We start from the raw sequence: 15,572 nt of genomic DNA, 5'->3' as shown, positions 1-15,572 counted from the left end.
GATATGGGGTCCCGGATCCCGGATATTGGGTCCCGGATCCTGGATCCCAGATATTGGATCCAGCGGTCAGATCTCGATGCAGGTACGCAGCGCCACGCCCGTGCGCATCTGCTCCAGCGCCTCGTTGATCCCCGCCAGCGGCACCCGGTGCGTGATCAGCGACTCCAGGTCGATGCGGCCGGCCCGCCACAGCGCGATGGCCCGTTCGTAGGAGCGGAGCACGTCGCCGCCCCCGTACATCGACGGCAGGATCCGCTTCTCGTCGAAGAACAGCTCGAACATGTTGAGCTGGAGGAAGTCGTCGAGGGCGCCCGCGCCGACGACGCACAGCGTGCCGCCGCGCCGCGTGGTCTCGTACGCGGTGCGCGCGGTGGCGGACTTGCCGACGACCTCGAAGACGTAGTCGAAGCCCTCGCCGCCGGTGACGCGCTGCTTGGCGTCGGCGAGCGCGTCGGGAGCGACGGCCTCGGTCGCGCCGAAGCGGAGGGCGGCCTCGCGGCGCGACTCGACGGGGTCGACGGCGACGATCTGGGCGGCCCCCTGGAGCTTGGCGCCCTGGATGGCGGAGATGCCGACGCCGCCGCAGCCGATGACGGCGACCGACGAACCGGCCTCCACCTTGGCCGTGTTGATGGCGGCGCCGAGTCCGGTCGTCACCCCGCAGCCGATGAGCGCGGCGATGTCGAAGGGCACGTCGTCGGGGATCGGGACGGCGCAGCCGGCGCCGACGATGACCTCCTCGGCGAAGGTGCCGGTGCCGGCGAAGCCGAAGACGTCACCGCCGGGGCGCTTGAAGTTGGGGGTGCCGGCGTTGAAGAAGCCGGCCAGGCAGAGCTGGGTCTGGCCGCGCTTGCAGGCGGGACAGCTGCCGCAGGCGGGCAGCCAGCACAGCAGCACCCGCTGGCCGGCGCTCAGTCCGGTGACGCCGTCGCCGACGTCGAGGATCTCGCCCGCGCCCTCGTGTCCCGGGACGAAGGGCGCGGGCTGCGGGAGGACGCCGGTCATGGCGGAGACGTCGGAGTGGCACAGACCGGTGGCCCGGACCCGGATCCGCACCTTGCCGGGGCCGAAGCCCACCGCCTCGACGTCGTCGAGGACTTCGAGTTTGTCCTGGCCTATCTCGTGCAGTACGGCTGCGCGCATGGTGCGGCTCCCCTCGGGGGTGGTGTTCCGGGGTGGGTCAGGAGTGGTCCACGACGGTGTCGGCGAGTACGGGGGCGTCGTCCCGTTCCACGGCGGTGACGGCGACCTGGACGGTGTGGCCGTCCAGGCGCCACATCCGGATCCGCAGGGTCTCGCCCGGGAAGACGATCCCGGCGAAGCGGGTGCGGTAGGCGCGGACCCGGGTGACGTCGCCGCCGAGGAGGGTGTCGACGACGGCCTTGAGGGTCATGCCGTACGAGCAGAGGCCGTGCAGGATCGGCCGGTCGAAGCCCGCGAGCTTGGCGAACTCGGGGTCGGCGTGCAGCGGGTTCCAGTCGCCGGAGAGCCGGTAGAGCAGGGCCTGGTCCTCGCGGACGGCCCGCTCGGCTGTGACGTCGGGCTCGCGGGCGGGGAGTTCGAGGCGCTCGGAGGGCCCGCGGTCGCCGCCCCAGCCGCCTTCGCCGCGGACGAAGATCTGGGCGTCGGAGGTCCACAGCGGCCCGTCGGCGTCGGCGGCCTCGGAGCGGAGCACGAGGACGGCGGCCTTGCCCTTGTCGTAGACGGCGGCGACCCGCGAGGTGGAGACGGCCCGGCCGGCGACGGGCAGCGGGCGGTGCAGGGTGATCGACTGGCCGCCGTGCAGGACGGCGGCGAGGTCGATGTCGATGCCGGGGGCGGAGAGCCCGCCGACGACGCCCATCCCGGCGCCCGCGACGGTGGCGAAGCTGGGCAGGACGTGGAGCCGGGATTCGAGGGTGTAGCGCAGCTCGTCGGGGTCGGTCGCGGGGACGCCCGCGCCGAGGCCGAGGTGGTAGAGCTGGACGTCCTTGTGGTCCCAGGCGATCTCCGCGCTGCGGGGCTCGGCGGCGACGGCCTTGGCGGCGTCAATGGGCATCGCGTTGCTGCTCCTTGTGGCAGGTGAAGACCTCGGCGCGGCCGTCCGCACCGTCGACCGCGCCGAGGCCGTGCGGGGCCGTTCTAGAACGCGTTCTAGTACGGCGATCCCCATGTATAGCGGAGGGGTGCGGCGATGGGAACCCTCCTGACACAGCGTCAGAAACCTTCGCCGTAACGGGTGATCGAGGACCGACCCGGCCACCCCCGGACCGGCCCAGGACATTTGTCACGGCCAGGTCCGTACGCCTGAGCCTGCCGGGCCCCCGCTCCCGCTCCGTAACGTCGTGGTCATGACGACAACAACGGGGACAGCAAGGACGACGACGGGGGCCGACGCGACGGCGGTCGAGTTCGCCGGAGTCACCAAGACCTTCGGCGCGGTGCGCGCCGTGGACGGCATCGACCTCACCATCCGCCGCGGCGAGACCGTCGCCCTGCTCGGCCGCAACGGCGCCGGCAAGTCCACCACCATCAACCTCCTCCTCGGCCTCGACGAGCCCGACAGCGGCCGGGTCCGGCTCTTCGGTGCCGCGCCCGTCCGCGCGGTCGGGTCCGGCCGGATCGGCGCCATGCTCCAGGACACCCGCCCGGTGCCCCGGGTCACGGTCCGCGAGCTGGTCGAGTTCGTGGCCCGTACCTACCCGAAGCCGCTGCCGGTCGCCGAGGCCCTGGAGCTGGCCGGCCTCACCGAGCTCGCCGGCCGCCGGGTCGACCGGCTCTCCGGCGGCCAGGCCCAGCGCGTCCGCTTCGCCGTCGCGCTGGCCGGCAACCCCGAGCTGATCGTCCTCGACGAGCCGACGGCCGCGCTCGACGTCGAGGCCCGCGAAGCCTTCTGGCACTCGATGCGCGGCTACGCCCGGCGCGGCAACACCGTCCTCTTCTCCACGCACTACCTGGAGGAGGCCGACGCCAGCGCCGACCGGATCGTGGTCGTCGACTCCGGCCGCGTCCTCGCCGACGGCACCGCCGAGCAGCTGAAGCGCGCCGCGGGCGGCACCACCGTCTCCTTCGACCTGGCCGGCCGCCCCACCGAGGGTCTGGCCTCGCTGCCCGGCGTCACCGCCGTCGAGATCCGCGGCGACCGCGCCCAGCTGCGCAGCGACGACTCGGACGCGACGGTGCTCGCCCTGGCCGCGATGGACGCCGTACGGGGCCTGGAGGTCGCCCGGGTCTCGCTCAACGACGCCTTCCTGGCCCTCACCCGCCCCACCGCCACCACCACCCGCCTTTCGGAGAACCTGGAGTCGGCCCGATGATCACCGCGTACGTCCGCCTCGAAGTCCGCCGCACCCTGCGCGACCCCGGATTCCTGATCTCGTCGCTCGGCGTGCCGGTGATGATGTACCTCCTCTTCACCAACCTCGGCGGCCAGAACGGCTCCGCGTACAAGGCGTACGCGATGGTCGGCATGGCGGCGTACGGCGCGCTGGGCGCCGCCCTGTCGCTCGGCAGCGGCGTCGCCGAGGACAAGTCGATCGGCTGGCTGCGCCAGCTGCGGATCACCCCGATGACCCCGGGCCAGGTGGTGACGGGCCGCGCCCTGACCGGCACGGTCGTGGTGCTGCCGGCCATCATGGCCGTGCTGCTGGCGGGCGGCATCGTCAACGGCGTACAACTCGCCGCCTGGCAGTGGGCCGTGGTCGCGCTCGCGCTCTGGGCCGGCTCGCTGCCCTTCACCCTCCTCGGGCTCGGCAACGGCTACCGTCTCTCCGCGCAGACGACCGGCGTCGTCAACGTCGCCTGCAACCTGGGCCTCTCGGTGCTCGGCGGTCTGTGGTTCCCGACCACTCTCTTCCCGCACTGGCTGGCGACGATCTCCACGTACACCCCGACCAACCGCTTCTCGGAGCTGGGCCGCGCGGTGACGGAGGGCACGATGCCGGGCCTGGGGGCGGTGTCGATCCTGGTGGCGTGGGCGGCGCTGTTCGGCGGGTACGCGGCGGTCTCGTACCGTCGTTCCGCGAGGACGGCGTAACGGACGGGCGTAACGGACGGGCGTAACGGACGGGCGTAACGGATGGCGTGTTGGACGGCGTAACGGTTGGCGTGTGGGACGGCATGAAGGACGGGGACGGTCATGGCAGGGTTGCGGGACATCTGGCGGCGTAGGGCGGAGAGCGCGCGGGACCGCGGGCCGACGGGAATGAGTCTGATCCCGTGGCTGCTGATGGGCCTCGGCGCGATCTCCAACCTCATCAACCACGAGGTCCCGAACCCGTGGATCGGCGGCCTCGGCCTGCTGGCCTTCAACTCCCTCTACATCACGGTCGTCATCCGCGCCTTCGCCGACCGCACCCGCGAGACCCGGGTGACCTGGGGCCTGCTCGCCGTCCTCTGCGCGCTGACCTTCGCGCTCGCCGCCGCCTACGGCGGTGACTGGCTGCTCTTCTTCCCGCTGATGGGCCTCGCGGTGGGCGCGGTCCTCCGGCGCGGCCGGCGGCTGGCACTGATGGCGTTCCCGCTGTGCGTCGGGGTCGGGGTGGTGTCGGTCTGGCGGGAGGGCTGGGACGAGTTCGGGATCGTGTACGGGACGTTCATCTCGATCATGGTGACGGCGGCGATCCTCACCCTGAACGAGACGGTGCAGGAACTGCGCGCGACCCGCGAGGAGCTGGCCCGCTCGGCGGTCGAGAAGGAGCGCCTCCGCTTCTCCCGCGACATGCACGACCTGCTCGGCCACACCCTCTCCGTCATCGTCGTGAAGTCGGAGGCGGCCCGGCGCCTGGCACCCCGGGATCTGGACGCGGCGCTCGCGCAGCTCACGGACATCGAGTCGGTGGGCCGCCAGGCGCTGACGGAGATCCGGGAGGCGGTGACGGGCTACCGCGAGGGCAGTCTGACGACGGAGCTGGACCGGGCGCGCGACGCGCTCTCCTCGGCCGGCATCGAGCCCGTCGTCCGCCAGTCGGGCCCGCCGCTGGAGCCGCAGACGGAGGCGCTGCTGAGCTGGGTGGTGCGCGAGTCGGCGACCAACGCCGTACGGCACAGCGGCGCGACGCGCTGCGAGATCGAGGTGGGCGGCGGACCGGAGCGGGTCCGCCTGACGGTCACGGACAACGGGCGGGGCACGGGGCCGGGGACGCCGGGCAGCGGCCTGAAGGGCCTGCGGGAGCGGGTGGCGGCGGCGGGCGGCACGCTGGTGTCGGGCCCGGGGCCGCGGGGCGGGTTCCGGGTGACGGCGGAGCTGCCGGTGGAGGCGGTGGAAGCGGGGGCGGGAGCCGCGGGGGCCTAGCTGCCGATGGTCTGCTCGGAGGCGTTCCCGCTGACGGTGGCCTGCTGGATCTGCTGACTCGGCCGGCTCTGCCGACTCGGCTGACTCGGCTGACTCGGCTGACTCGGCTGACCGTGATGGTCGAGGGCGTCGAGCGCGAGGAGTCCGACGAGCCCCTTGGCGTCGGCGCCGGCATCGGCGGCGAGGGCGGACGGGGCGGCGGTGAGTCCGAGGGCGGCGCCGGCGAGGAGGGCGGCGGCGAGGGTGCGCTGAGCGGTGTTCATGCCGTGCCAACGAGCGGGCCGGGGCGGGGATGCGATCCGGCCAGTCTGCGGAAGTGCGCCCCGCCACACCCGACGCACGGAACAGCAAGATCATTTCCGATGGGCGCCCCTCCCGGCGGAGGATTTCGCTCCGCAACCCCCGGAACCCCCTTCCCCAGCAAGATCAACTCCGTTCAACCTTGCACTTTTCGCGGGAGGTTGTCCGCATCGCGACCAACCGACTTGCGCCGATTTCCGCCACACCAACACCTCCTAGTACGGATGGAAACGACCGGGGGCATATGACCAACCCTCGGTCGCACAGACCATGAGGGGGTTTCCATGACCGACATCTCGCGCCGTACGGCGTTGGGCGTCGCCGCGGGGGCGGCGGCCGGTGTGGCCGCGGGCCTCGCGCTCGCGGGCCAGGCTCAGGCGGCGACCGCACCGGTTCCGGCTCCGGCGGATCCGGCGGGCTTCGACGAGATCTACCAGGGCCGCCGCATCAAGGGCGGCCCGTCGACCGGGGGCGGCCACCACGGGGGGAATCACGGCGGCCATCACGGGGGCGGCTACAGCGTCACCATCGACGGCGACGAACTGCACGTCATGCAGAACGCCGACGGCACCTGGATCAGCGTGATCACCCACTACGAGCCGGTCGCCTCGCCCCGGGCCGCCGCCCGCGCCGCGGTCCGCGAACTCCAGGGCGCCGCGCTCGTCCCCGTCACCCTCCCGCACGCCTGATCCGCTCCAGGAGCCGCACCACCATGACCGTACGCAAGAACCAGGCCACGCTCACCGCCGACGAGAAGCGCCGCTTCGTCAACGCGCTCCACGAGCTGAAGCGGAACGGCCGCTACGACGCCTTCGTGACGACACACAACGCCTTCATCATGGGCGACACGGACAACGGCGACCGGGTCGGCCACCGCTCGCCGTCGTTCCTGCCCTGGCACCGCCGCTTCCTCATAGAGTTCGAGCAGGCGCTGCAGTCCGTCGACCCGACGGTCACCCTGCCCTACTGGGACTGGACGGCCGACCGCACCACCGCCGCCTCGATCTGGGCCCCGGACTTCCTCGGCGGCACCGGCCGGGCCCGCGACGGCCAGGTCACCGACGGCCCGTTCGCCCGCTCCGGCAACCGCTGGACCATCAACGTCCGCGTCGACGGCCGCGACTACCTGCGCAGGGACCTGGGCGCCGGCGGCCGCCAGCTGCCGACGCGCGCCGAGGTCGAGACGGTCCTCGCGATGGAGACGTACGACATGGCGCCCTGGAACAGCGCCTCCGACGGCTTCCGCAACCACCTCGAAGGCTGGCGCGGCGTGAACCTCCACAACCGCGTCCACGTCTGGGTCGGCGGCCAGATGGGCACCGGCGTCTCCCCGAACGACCCGGTCTTCTGGCTCCACCACGCCTTCGTCGACAAGCTCTGGGCCACCTGGCAGGCCCGCCACCCCAAGTCGGCCTACCTCCCGGCCGCCGGCACACCGAACGTCGTGGACCTCCACGACACGATGCGCCCGTGGAACAACGTCACCCCGGCCGACATGCTCGACCACACGGCCCACTACACGTTCGACACGGCAGCCTGACGACCTCCGTCGCCCGCCCTACCCTGAACCTGTGAACGAGATGCCCCAGGACCACCGCCCCTCGAAGTCGATCCGCGTCCTCCTCGCCGAGGACCAGGGCATGATGCGCGGCGCGCTCGCCCTCCTCCTCGGCATGGAGCCGGACATCGAGGTGGTGGCACAGGTAGGGCGGGGCGACGAGATCGTCGGCACGGCCCTGACGGCGAGGCCCGACGTGGCCCTCCTGGACATCGAACTCCCGGGCCGTTCGGGCCTCGACGCCGCCGCCGACCTCCGCGACGAGGTCCCCGACTGCCGCGTCCTGATCCTCACCACCTTCGGCCGCCCCGGCTACCTCCGCCGCGCGATGGAGGCCGGAGCGGCCGGCTTCCTGGTCAAGGACGGCCCGGTCGAGGACCTGGCCGAGGCCATCCGCAAGGCCCTCCGCGGCGAAACCGTCATCGACCCGGCCCTCGCCGCCGCCGCCCTCAGCGCCGGCCCCAACCCCCTGACGGCCCGCGAACGAGACGCCCTGGGCGCCTCCGTCGACGGCGCGACGATCGCCGACATCGCGGCGACCCTGCACCTCTCGGAGTCGACGGTCCGCAACTACCTCTCCTCGGCCATCGGCAAGACGGGCACCCGCAACCGCATGGAAGCGGTCCGGGCGGCCCGCCGGCAGGGCTGGCTGTAGGCCGTGGCCGCTACCGCCGCAGCAGTGTCACCACCGCAGCCCCGCCGAGCCCGATGTTGTGCGCCAGCCCCACCCGTGCTCCCGCCACCTGTCGCGGGCCCGCCTCGCCCCTGAGCTGCCAGACCAGTTCGGCGGCCTGGGCGAGGCCCGTGGCGCCGAGGGGGTGGCCCTTGGAGATGAGGCCGCCGGAGGGGTTGACGACCCAGCGGCCGCCGTAGGTCGTGGCGCCCGATTCCACCAACTTCCCCGAGGCGCCTTCCTCGCACATGCCGAGGGCTTCGTAGGTCAGGAGCTCGTTGATGGAGAAGCAGTCGTGCAGTTCCACCACATCCACGTCTTCGATGCCCAGGCCCGAGATCTCGTAGACCTGGCGGGCGGCCGCCCTCGACATCGGGCGGCCCACGGCGTCGATGCAGGAGCCGGAGGAGAAGGATTCCTCCGTGTCCGTCGTCATCGACTGGGCCGCGATCTCGACCGCCCGGCCGGCCAGGCCGTGTTCCCTCACGAAGCGCTCCGAGACCACGACCGCCGCTGCGGCGCCGTCGGAGGTCGGGGAGCACTGGAGTTTGGTGAGGGGGCGGTGGATGGTCTTGGCCGCGAGGATTTCCTCGACCGTGTAAACGTCCTGGAACTGGGCGTTGGGGTTGTCGGCGGAGTGGCGGTGGTTCTTGGCGGCTACGGCGGCGAGCTGGGCCTCGGTGGTGCCGTGGCGGTCCATGTGTTCGCGGGCGGCGTTGCCGAAGATCTGGGCGGTGGGCGGGGTCATCTCGAAGCCGTGGGCGGCGGCCATGATGCCGTAGTGGCGGGCGACCGGTGAGGTCTTGAAGCCGACATCAGCGGCGCCGCCGCGGGCACCGGACCCCTCCGCGCCGCCGCCGAGCGCGCCGCGCGCCATCTTCTCGAAGCCGAGGGCGAGAACGCAGTCGGCCGCGCCGCCCTCCACCAGCTGCCGGGCCAGCATCAGCGCGCTGGAACCGGTCGCGCAGTTGTTGTTGACGTTGTAGACGGGCACGCCGGTGAGCCCGAGTTCGTACGTGGCGCGCTGGCCGGCCGTCGAGGGCTGGAAGCAGTAGCCGACGGGGACCTGTTCGACCAGCGCGTACGGGATGCCCGCGTCGGCGAGGGCCGCCTCGCCGGCCTCCTTGGCCATGTCCCAGTACTGCCAGTCCCGGGTCTCCGGCTTCTCGAACTTCGTCATGCCCACACCGACGATGTACGACTTCACAGCGACAGTCCCCTCAGTCTCTCGGCAGGCCGAGCAGGCGCTCGGCCACCACGTTCAGCTGCACTTGCGTCGTCCCGCCCGCGATCGTCAGACAGCGCGACATCAGCAGCCCGTGCAATGTCCGCTTCCCCGGCCGGAGTTCGTGCGTCAGCTCGGCCACCTTCTGCTGGTGCAGGGTCTGGACGAGCTTGCGGACGCTGGCGCCCGGGCCCGCTTCCAGGCCGGAGACCTGGAGCAGGGTGGTGCGCAGGCCGATGCAGGCGAGGGCGTGCGCCTCGGCGACCAAGGCGCCGACGCGGACCCGGACCGAGGAGTCCAGGGCGCCGCAGGCGGCGATCAGGGACTCCAGGCCGGTGTCGAAGGCCACCTGGTCGGCCATGTGCACGCGCTCGTTGCCGAGCGTGTTGCGCGCGACCTGCCAGCCGCCCCCGATCTCGCCCACCACGGCGTCGGCCGGCAGCGGCACGTCGTCGAAGAAAACCTCGTTGAAGAGGGAGTCGCCGGTGATCTCCTTCAGCGGGCGGATGGTGATGCCCGGCGTGTTCTTCATGTCGACGACGAAGTAGGTGAGGCCGCGGTGCTTGGGCGCGTCCGGGTCGGTGCGGGCGAGCAGGATGCCGTAGTCGGCCCACTGGGCCGCGCTCGTCCACACCTTCTGGCCGTTCACCCGCCAGGAGCCGTCCGCTCCGCGCTCCGCCCGGGTGCGCAGGGACGCCAGGTCCGAACCGGCCTCGGGCTCGGAGAAGAGCTGGCACCACTGCTGTTCGCCGCGCAGGGTCGGGCCGAGGTGGCGGGTCTGCTGCTCGGCCGACCCGTACGCGAGCAGGGAGGGGATCACCCAGGTGGCGATGGACAAGGGGCTGAGCGCGACACCCAGGTCCGCCATCTCGCGCTGTACGGCGAGCTGTTGGACCGGTCCGGCGCCGAGTCCGTACGGCTTCGGCAGGTGCGGGGCCGCGTAGCCCGTCCCCGCCAGTTCCCGCCGGGCCTCGCGAGGTGGCAACCCCACCACTTTCGAGAGGACTTCACGGGCCTGGCGATGGAACTCGGCCGCCGCTTCCGGGAGTTCGACTCGCAGCTCCCGCCGTGTCCCCGCCGCCGCGTGCCGTACGGCCGCCAGCCGGTGCGCGTCGCCCGTGCCCAGCAGCTCGCGCGCGACCAGCGCCCGCCGCAGGTACAGATGGGCGTCGTGCTCCCACGTGAAGCCGATGCCGCCGAGCACCTGGATGCAGTCCTTGGCGCAGCCGTAGGCGGCGTCCAGCGCGGCCCCGGCGGCGAGCGCGGCCGTGTACGAGCGGATCCCGGCCGCCACGTCCTCCCGTGCCGCCCGCGCCGCGTCCCACACCAGCGCCCGCGCCTGTTCGAGACGGACGAGCATGTCGGCGCAGAGGTGCTTGACGCCCTGGAACTGCCCGATGGGCCGGCCGAACTGCACGCGTGTACGGGCGTGTCCGGCCGCCGTCTCGACGGCCCGCGCGGCCGTCCCGCACGCCTCGGCCGCGCACAGTACGGCGGCCAGGTCGTGCACGGTGCCGGAGTCGAGGCCCGTGAGCAGCCGGTCGGCCGGTACGGCGACGCCGTCGGCGGCGACTTCGGCCGTGGGCCGTGTCGGGTCGGCGCAGTCGTCGTGCGGGCGGACGTCGACGGTGCCGGCGTCCACCGCCAGCCAGACGGTCCCGTGCGCCCGCGAGTGCGCGGCCAGGATCAGGAGGTCGGCGCCGGCCGCGCCGAGCACGGGCGGGGACACGCCGTCGAGGACGAGCCCGTCGGCGGTCACGGAGGGCGCGACGGTCAGGCTCCCCGGCCCGCCCCACGCGACGGCCCCGATCCGCTCCCCCGCCGCCAGCGCACCCGCCGGCTCGCCGCGTCCGGCCCGCCGCAGCAGCTCGGCCGCGAGCACGTGCGGCAGGTACGGCCCGGGCAGCAGCGACCGCCCCGCCTCCTCCAGGACCACGGCGAGGTCGACGAGATCGCCGCCCCCGCCCCCGTACTCCTCGGGCAGATGGATCCCGAGCAGGCCCTGCGCCGCGGCCGCGTCCCAGTAGGCCGGGCGGCCCGGTGCCGCCCCGGGCGCGTCGAGGTGTGCCCGCACTTCCCCGGGCGGTACGGCGCGGCTGAGCCAGCCGCGGACGGATCGGGCGAGCTCCCGCTGTTCGTGCGTGATGGCGATGCCCATGGCACCGCAGACTAGAACACGTTCCAATCTGACGGAAGGTCAGAAACCTTGTGAATCGCGGACCTTGTGGACCGCGGACCTTGCGGATCGCGGCATCGCGGACCTTGTGGATCGCGGGCCTTGCCGGCCGGGACCGACCGGCCGCATGACCGCGCGGGCTCAGGAACGCCGCCTCACGAACGCCGCCTCACGAACCCGGTGGCTGCAGGCTCAACCCGTACCGCCTGCCGATCTCCGCGATCCGCTCGAAGTCGGGAGGCTCCTCGGACAGCGGTGGCAGGGTGTTCGACGCGGCGGGCTCGCCCACCTCGGCGAAGAACTTGTCGAAGCCGCCCGGTGTGTAGACGGCCAGGATCCTGGACTCCTCCACCACCTCGGGCTGCTCGTCCGTCCCGACGGGGATGTGGAAGAAGGAACCCGGCCCGGCGTCCACCTGCTCGCCGGCGAGGTGCATCCGCAGCCGGCCCTCCAGCACGTAGACCGACTCGGCCACGTCGTGCGTGTGCGGCGGCGGGCCCCAGCCCTGGCGCAGCCACATCTCGACGATGCTGCACACGTCCCCGGACTCCTCGCCGGAGACCTTCACCGTGTACAGCCCGTTCATGAACCAGAACGATCTGCCTTCGCCGAACTTCAGCGAGACCTTCTCAGCCATGAGGACAGACCTCCTCTCCCTCTTGGCCTTGCTCCTTCCAGCGTCCGGCCGCCCGGAGCACCCCGCAACCGCCGCCCCGATCGGGTGAACATCCCCCAGGTCAGACCCGGCGGGCCCACCGGATTCCTAGGGTCCGGATCATGACTCTTGCCACCGAACCCATCGGCAGCCTCCCGCGCAAGCAGGGCGGGACCGTCGCCGACAACCTGGCCGAGCTGGAGAAGCTGGGCTGCCCCGTGCTCGTCGACGGCGAGGAGGGCCGGACGAACTCCGTCGCCTATCCGCTCACGGGCCTCGCCGGCGTCGCCGCCAGCGGCGTGACGATCCCCTACGCGGACGGGCACCTGCGGGAGTTCCCGAAGCTCACCGCCGGGCCCTTCCGGTACGGAGGGCGCGCGGGCAGCTTCGTCCGCGAGGCGAGGGAGCACACGTCCCTGCCGGTCAAGGCGACCGTGGTCTCCCCCTCCCACCTCAGCCTGCTCTACCCGGCCGACGGCATCGACGGCTACTCCCGCGAGCAGTTCCTGAGCGACGTCGCCGACGAGGCCGAGGCCGACATCCGCTCCTGCCTCGACGCCGGCGCGCACCGCGTCCAGCTGGACTGCGGCCTGCACCGGCTGACGGCGAAGCTGGACCCGTCGGGTGGCCTGCTCGACGACTTCGTCGCGCTCGACAACCGGGTCCTGGAGCGCTTCACCGAGGACGAGCGGGCCCGCATCGGCGTGCACACGTACCCGGGCGCGGACCAGGGCTCCACCCACAGCCTGGACGTCGACTACGCCGAGCTGCTGCCCAAGTTCTTCCGGCTCAAGGCCGGCAACTTCTACGTCCAGCTGGCGAGCGAGCCCGACCCCGACAGGGTCCTGGCGCTCGTCGCGGACCATCTGCCCCCGAGCGCCCGGGTGTTCGTCGGGGTGACCGACCCCCTGGACCAGCGGGTCGAGACGCCCGAGCAGGTACGGGACCGGATCCTGGCGGCCGCCCGGCACCTCCCGGCCGACCGGCTCGGCACCTGCGACGACGCCGGCTTCGCCGCGTACGCCGACGACACGTTCCTGTCGCGCGAGACCGCCTTCGCGAAGATCGAGGCGCGGGTGAAGGGCACGGAGCTCGCCGCGAAGGACCTCGGCCTGTAGGAGCGGCACGGACGACCGCGCGCCTGCCCCGGCGTTCTCGGCACCGGGGCAGGCGCGCGGCGCTGTGGGTCAGCGGCCGGAGTGGTCGATCACGGTTGCCGTCGGGGACGGGAAGCGGGACGACGGTGTGGTCCGTGTGCGGCGCGTAGGGCACGATGGGCGCCCGTACCCACGTACTCGCCAGTAGGAGCGCCCCATGCCCGCCACCGAGCCCACCCCCGAGATCCTCGCCGCCTTCGAGGCCGCCAAGGGCTTCATGCCGGTCAAGGAAGGGCTCGCGCTGTACGAGGCCGCCGCCGAGGCCGCGGAGCTGGGGCTTCCCCTCCTGGAGGTCGGCACCTACTGCGGGCGCTCGACCATCCTCCTCGCCGACGTGGCGCGCGCGGCCGGGACCGTCGCCGTCACCGTGGACCACCACCGGGGCAGCGAGGAGCAGCAGCCGGGCTGGGAGTACCACGACGAGACCGTCGTCGACCCCGAGGTCGGCGTCATGGACACGCTGCCGACCTTCCGCCGCACGCTGCGCAAGGCCGGCCTGGAGGACCACGTCATCGCGGTCGTCGGCCGGTCCCCGCAGGTCGCGGCGGTGTGGGGCGGGCAGCTCGGCTTCGTGTTCATCGACGGCGGCCACACCGACGAGCACGCGGGCGCCGACTACGAGGGCTGGGCCCCCAAGGTCGCCCCCGGGGGCCTGCTCGTCATCCACGACGTCTTCCCGGACCCGGAGGACGGCGGCCAGGCCCCGTACCGCATCTACCTCCGCGCCCTGGAGTCCGGTGACTTCGAGGAGATCTCGGTCACGGACTCCCTCCGGGTCCTCCGACGGAACAAGTGACGGAACGGGCGGGGCTCAGTACAGCGACGTCACGTACAGGCAGTTCGTGTACGTGTAGCCCGACTCGATCTTCGTGGTGCTGCCCTTCTTCACCTCCCGCGACGTCGTCGTCCCCGAGCGCTTCTGGAGCATCTGGTAGTTGCCGGGCGGAAGCATCAGCGTCCGCTTCGGGTACTTCGACGACGAACCGGAGCAGGGCTTCACGCTGCCGCCCTTGGGCAGCAGGAGCGTCGGGTAGGCCTTGCAGCCGCCGCAGGCCGGGATGGTGATGCGGCCGGTGACCGGGCCGGTGTAGAGGAGTTCGACCTCGCCGGGGCCGTCGTTGCTGACGACCATCGGCTGGCCCGAGCCGTCGGCGGTGTCACCGCTCGGGACCCTGTTGCCGGCGGCCGGGGTCTCGCCGGCGATCTCGGCGGCGATGGAGACGTTGCGGGCCTGGGCGTTCTGCGGGCTGGACGGGTACGCCTTCACGTAGTCGTCCATCGCCGACTTGGCCTCGTCGAACTCCTTCTTCTTGAAGTGGTCGAGGCCGCAGCCGAAGTCGGCGCGCTGGATCGTCGCCGCGGTGTCCTGGCCCAGGTCGCCGAACCCGGCGCCCTGCAGCCGGCTCACGGTGTCGCGGAAGCGGCGCAGTTCGAGGGTCGAGTCGCAGGGCGCGATGCCGACGGACTTGTCCCGGGTGCGCAGGCCCTCGCGGAGGGTGGGCTCGACCTTCTGCGTGTACGGCGACTGCGGGAAGGTGCTGCTCAGCTCGTTGAGCTGGTCGGCGGAGGTGTTCTCGGCGCCGGCCGAGCCGATCGTGCGCGTGCCGCACTCGAAGAGCGACTGGGCGAGCGGGTCGTCGGCCTTGCCGACGAGGCTGCCGAGCAGCTTGCGGTCCACGGTGTCGGGCAGCGAGCGCAGGTGCTTGAGCGGGGCGACGGCGGCGCAGTAGTCCTGCTTGTCGTACGGGGCGGAGACCGTCTTGTAGTAGGTGACGAGCCGGTCGGGGACCTGCTTGGCGGCGCGCGAGCCGGCGTGCCCGGCGCCGATGTCCTGGTACGTGGCCAGGGCCTGGCGGTAGACCGACTCGACGCTCGTGAAGGACTGCCCCTCGCCCTGCTTCACCTGGGTGTCCGCCGCGGCCAGGCGGTCGAGCAGCGACTGCTCGACGGCCTCGTCGCGCGCCGCGCCGTACGCGAAGGTGCCGCCGCCGGGGACGACGAGCACCAGCACGAGCGCGGCGGGCAGCACGAGGCCGCGGCGCGCGGCGGGCAGGGCCAGGGTGTCGGGGTCCGCGCGCAGACCGCGGCGGGCGCCGTCGGCGGCGGCGAGGAGCAGGAAGAGCCCGTACGCGACGAGCGCGGCGAGCGGGACGCCGTCGGGGTCGGCGGGCAGCGCGACGACGAGCAGGGCGATGGTGGCCGCCCAGCAGACGGCGGCGAGGATCCACTGCTTGAGCAAGACGTAGCCGAGGCCGAGGCAGGAGAGGTTGAGCAGGGCGACGGCCGCCGCTTGGGCGGGATTCGCGGGCCCTGGAGGGGCGGCAGGTACGGGAGGTGCCGGAGGTGCGGGAGGCGGTGCCGACGCGGGTGGCACCGCGTCGTACACCGGCGGGTGCTCGGGAGGTGGCGGCACGGACGGGCCCCCGCCCGGAGCCCCGCCCGTCCACTCCCATGGTCTGGGTGCTGATTCACGGTCTTCGCCCGTCACCGTTCCCCCTCTGGTCGTCGCGACGGTTCCACGCACTTACCCTTCACGATCCCCCCACACACACGGTT

The 15,572-nt window shown here is 72.6% G+C and carries 15 protein-coding genes; 8 read left to right on the top strand and 7 right to left on the bottom strand.

The window, feature by feature from the left end:
• Nucleotides 1-66: 66 nt before the first annotated feature.
• The gene (locus ACFYU9_RS09530; protein WP_389343956.1) at nt 67-1,143 is read right to left on the bottom strand and encodes a Zn-dependent alcohol dehydrogenase; all 1,077 of its coding nucleotides are present in this window, start codon (nt 1,141-1,143) and stop codon (nt 67-69) included.
• A gap of 37 nt (nt 1,144-1,180) precedes the next feature.
• Entirely contained in the window at nt 1,181-2,038 is an 858-nt protein-coding gene (locus tag ACFYU9_RS09525; RefSeq protein WP_389205642.1) for a MaoC/PaaZ C-terminal domain-containing protein, read from the bottom strand.
• Between the two features lie 292 nt (nt 2,039-2,330).
• Here ACFYU9_RS09525 and ACFYU9_RS09520 point away from each other — a divergent pair, with 292 nt between their 5' ends.
• From ACFYU9_RS09520 to ACFYU9_RS09510, 3 genes are all read left to right on the top strand, one after another.
• Entirely contained in the window at nt 2,331-3,296 is a 966-nt protein-coding gene (locus ACFYU9_RS09520; protein WP_389205644.1) for an ABC transporter ATP-binding protein, read from the top strand.
• Nucleotides 3,293-4,015, top strand: a complete 723-nt coding sequence (locus ACFYU9_RS09515; protein ID WP_389205647.1) for an ABC transporter permease — start codon at nt 3,293-3,295, stop codon at nt 4,013-4,015. Before ACFYU9_RS09520 ends, ACFYU9_RS09515 begins: the two co-directional genes overlap by 4 nt.
• 102 nt (nt 4,016-4,117) lie before the next feature.
• Nucleotides 4,118-5,272 (top strand): sensor histidine kinase, encoded by a 1,155-nt coding sequence (locus ACFYU9_RS09510; RefSeq protein WP_389343954.1) that lies wholly within the window; start codon nt 4,118-4,120, stop codon nt 5,270-5,272.
• Here ACFYU9_RS09510 and ACFYU9_RS09505 read toward each other — a convergent pair.
• Nucleotides 5,269-5,535, bottom strand: coding sequence for a hypothetical protein (locus ACFYU9_RS09505; RefSeq protein WP_389343952.1), 267 nt, complete (start codon nt 5,533-5,535; stop codon nt 5,269-5,271). The genes ACFYU9_RS09510 and ACFYU9_RS09505 overlap by 4 nt on opposite strands.
• A gap of 321 nt (nt 5,536-5,856) precedes the next feature.
• Between ACFYU9_RS09505 and ACFYU9_RS09500 the strand changes: the two genes are divergently transcribed.
• Genes ACFYU9_RS09500 through ACFYU9_RS09490 form a run of 3 tightly spaced genes read left to right on the top strand, consistent with a single transcriptional unit; the run spans nt 5,857 to nt 7,785 of the window.
• Nucleotides 5,857-6,261: a tyrosinase family oxidase copper chaperone gene (locus ACFYU9_RS09500; protein ID WP_389205653.1), complete on the top strand. Its 405-nt coding sequence runs from the start codon at nt 5,857-5,859 to the stop codon at nt 6,259-6,261.
• 23 nt (nt 6,262-6,284) lie between these two features.
• A complete protein-coding gene (locus ACFYU9_RS09495; protein WP_389205655.1) occupies nt 6,285-7,112 on the top strand; it encodes a tyrosinase family protein in 828 nt (275 codons plus the stop codon).
• Nucleotides 7,113-7,152: 40 nt separating this feature from the next.
• A complete protein-coding gene (locus tag ACFYU9_RS09490; protein ID WP_389206715.1) occupies nt 7,153-7,785 on the top strand; it encodes a response regulator in 633 nt (210 codons plus the stop codon).
• A 10-nt stretch (nt 7,786-7,795) separates the two neighbouring features.
• Here the strand turns inward: ACFYU9_RS09490 and ACFYU9_RS09485 are convergent, their stop codons facing one another.
• The 3 genes from ACFYU9_RS09485 to ACFYU9_RS09475 form a co-directional block, all read right to left on the bottom strand.
• Entirely contained in the window at nt 7,796-9,010 is a 1,215-nt protein-coding gene (locus tag ACFYU9_RS09485) for a lipid-transfer protein (RefSeq protein WP_389343949.1), read from the bottom strand.
• A gap of 13 nt (nt 9,011-9,023) precedes the next feature.
• On the bottom strand, nt 9,024-11,186 hold the full coding sequence (locus tag ACFYU9_RS09480; RefSeq protein ID WP_389343946.1) for an acyl-CoA dehydrogenase: 2,163 nt from the start codon (nt 11,184-11,186) through the stop codon (nt 9,024-9,026).
• A 187-nt stretch (nt 11,187-11,373) separates the two neighbouring features.
• A complete protein-coding gene (locus tag ACFYU9_RS09475; RefSeq protein WP_389205661.1) occupies nt 11,374-11,841 on the bottom strand; it encodes a cupin domain-containing protein in 468 nt (155 codons plus the stop codon).
• Nucleotides 11,842-11,981: 140 nt separating this feature from the next.
• On the opposite strand from ACFYU9_RS09475, the gene ACFYU9_RS09470 reads away from it, so the two are divergent.
• Nucleotides 11,982-12,977 (top strand): 5-methyltetrahydropteroyltriglutamate--homocysteine methyltransferase, encoded by a 996-nt coding sequence (locus ACFYU9_RS09470; RefSeq protein WP_389343944.1) that lies wholly within the window; start codon nt 11,982-11,984, stop codon nt 12,975-12,977.
• 196 nt (nt 12,978-13,173) lie between these two features.
• Nucleotides 13,174-13,812: a class I SAM-dependent methyltransferase gene (locus ACFYU9_RS09465; protein ID WP_389205665.1), complete on the top strand. Its 639-nt coding sequence runs from the start codon at nt 13,174-13,176 to the stop codon at nt 13,810-13,812.
• 15 nt (nt 13,813-13,827) lie between these two features.
• Here ACFYU9_RS09465 and ACFYU9_RS09460 read toward each other — a convergent pair whose 3' ends face one another.
• Nucleotides 13,828-15,255: a DUF3488 domain-containing protein gene (locus ACFYU9_RS09460; protein ID WP_389343941.1), complete on the bottom strand. Its 1,428-nt coding sequence runs from the start codon at nt 15,253-15,255 to the stop codon at nt 13,828-13,830.
• Nucleotides 15,256-15,572: the final 317 nt, after the last annotated feature.

Origin of the sequence: Streptomyces sp. NPDC004327 (assembly GCF_042873935.1) — a bacterium.
GTDB lineage: Bacteria > Actinomycetota > Actinomycetes > Streptomycetales > Streptomycetaceae > Streptomyces.
The sequence above is the reverse complement of the archived record's forward strand: the minus strand, read 5'-3'. Positions and strand labels throughout refer to the sequence as shown.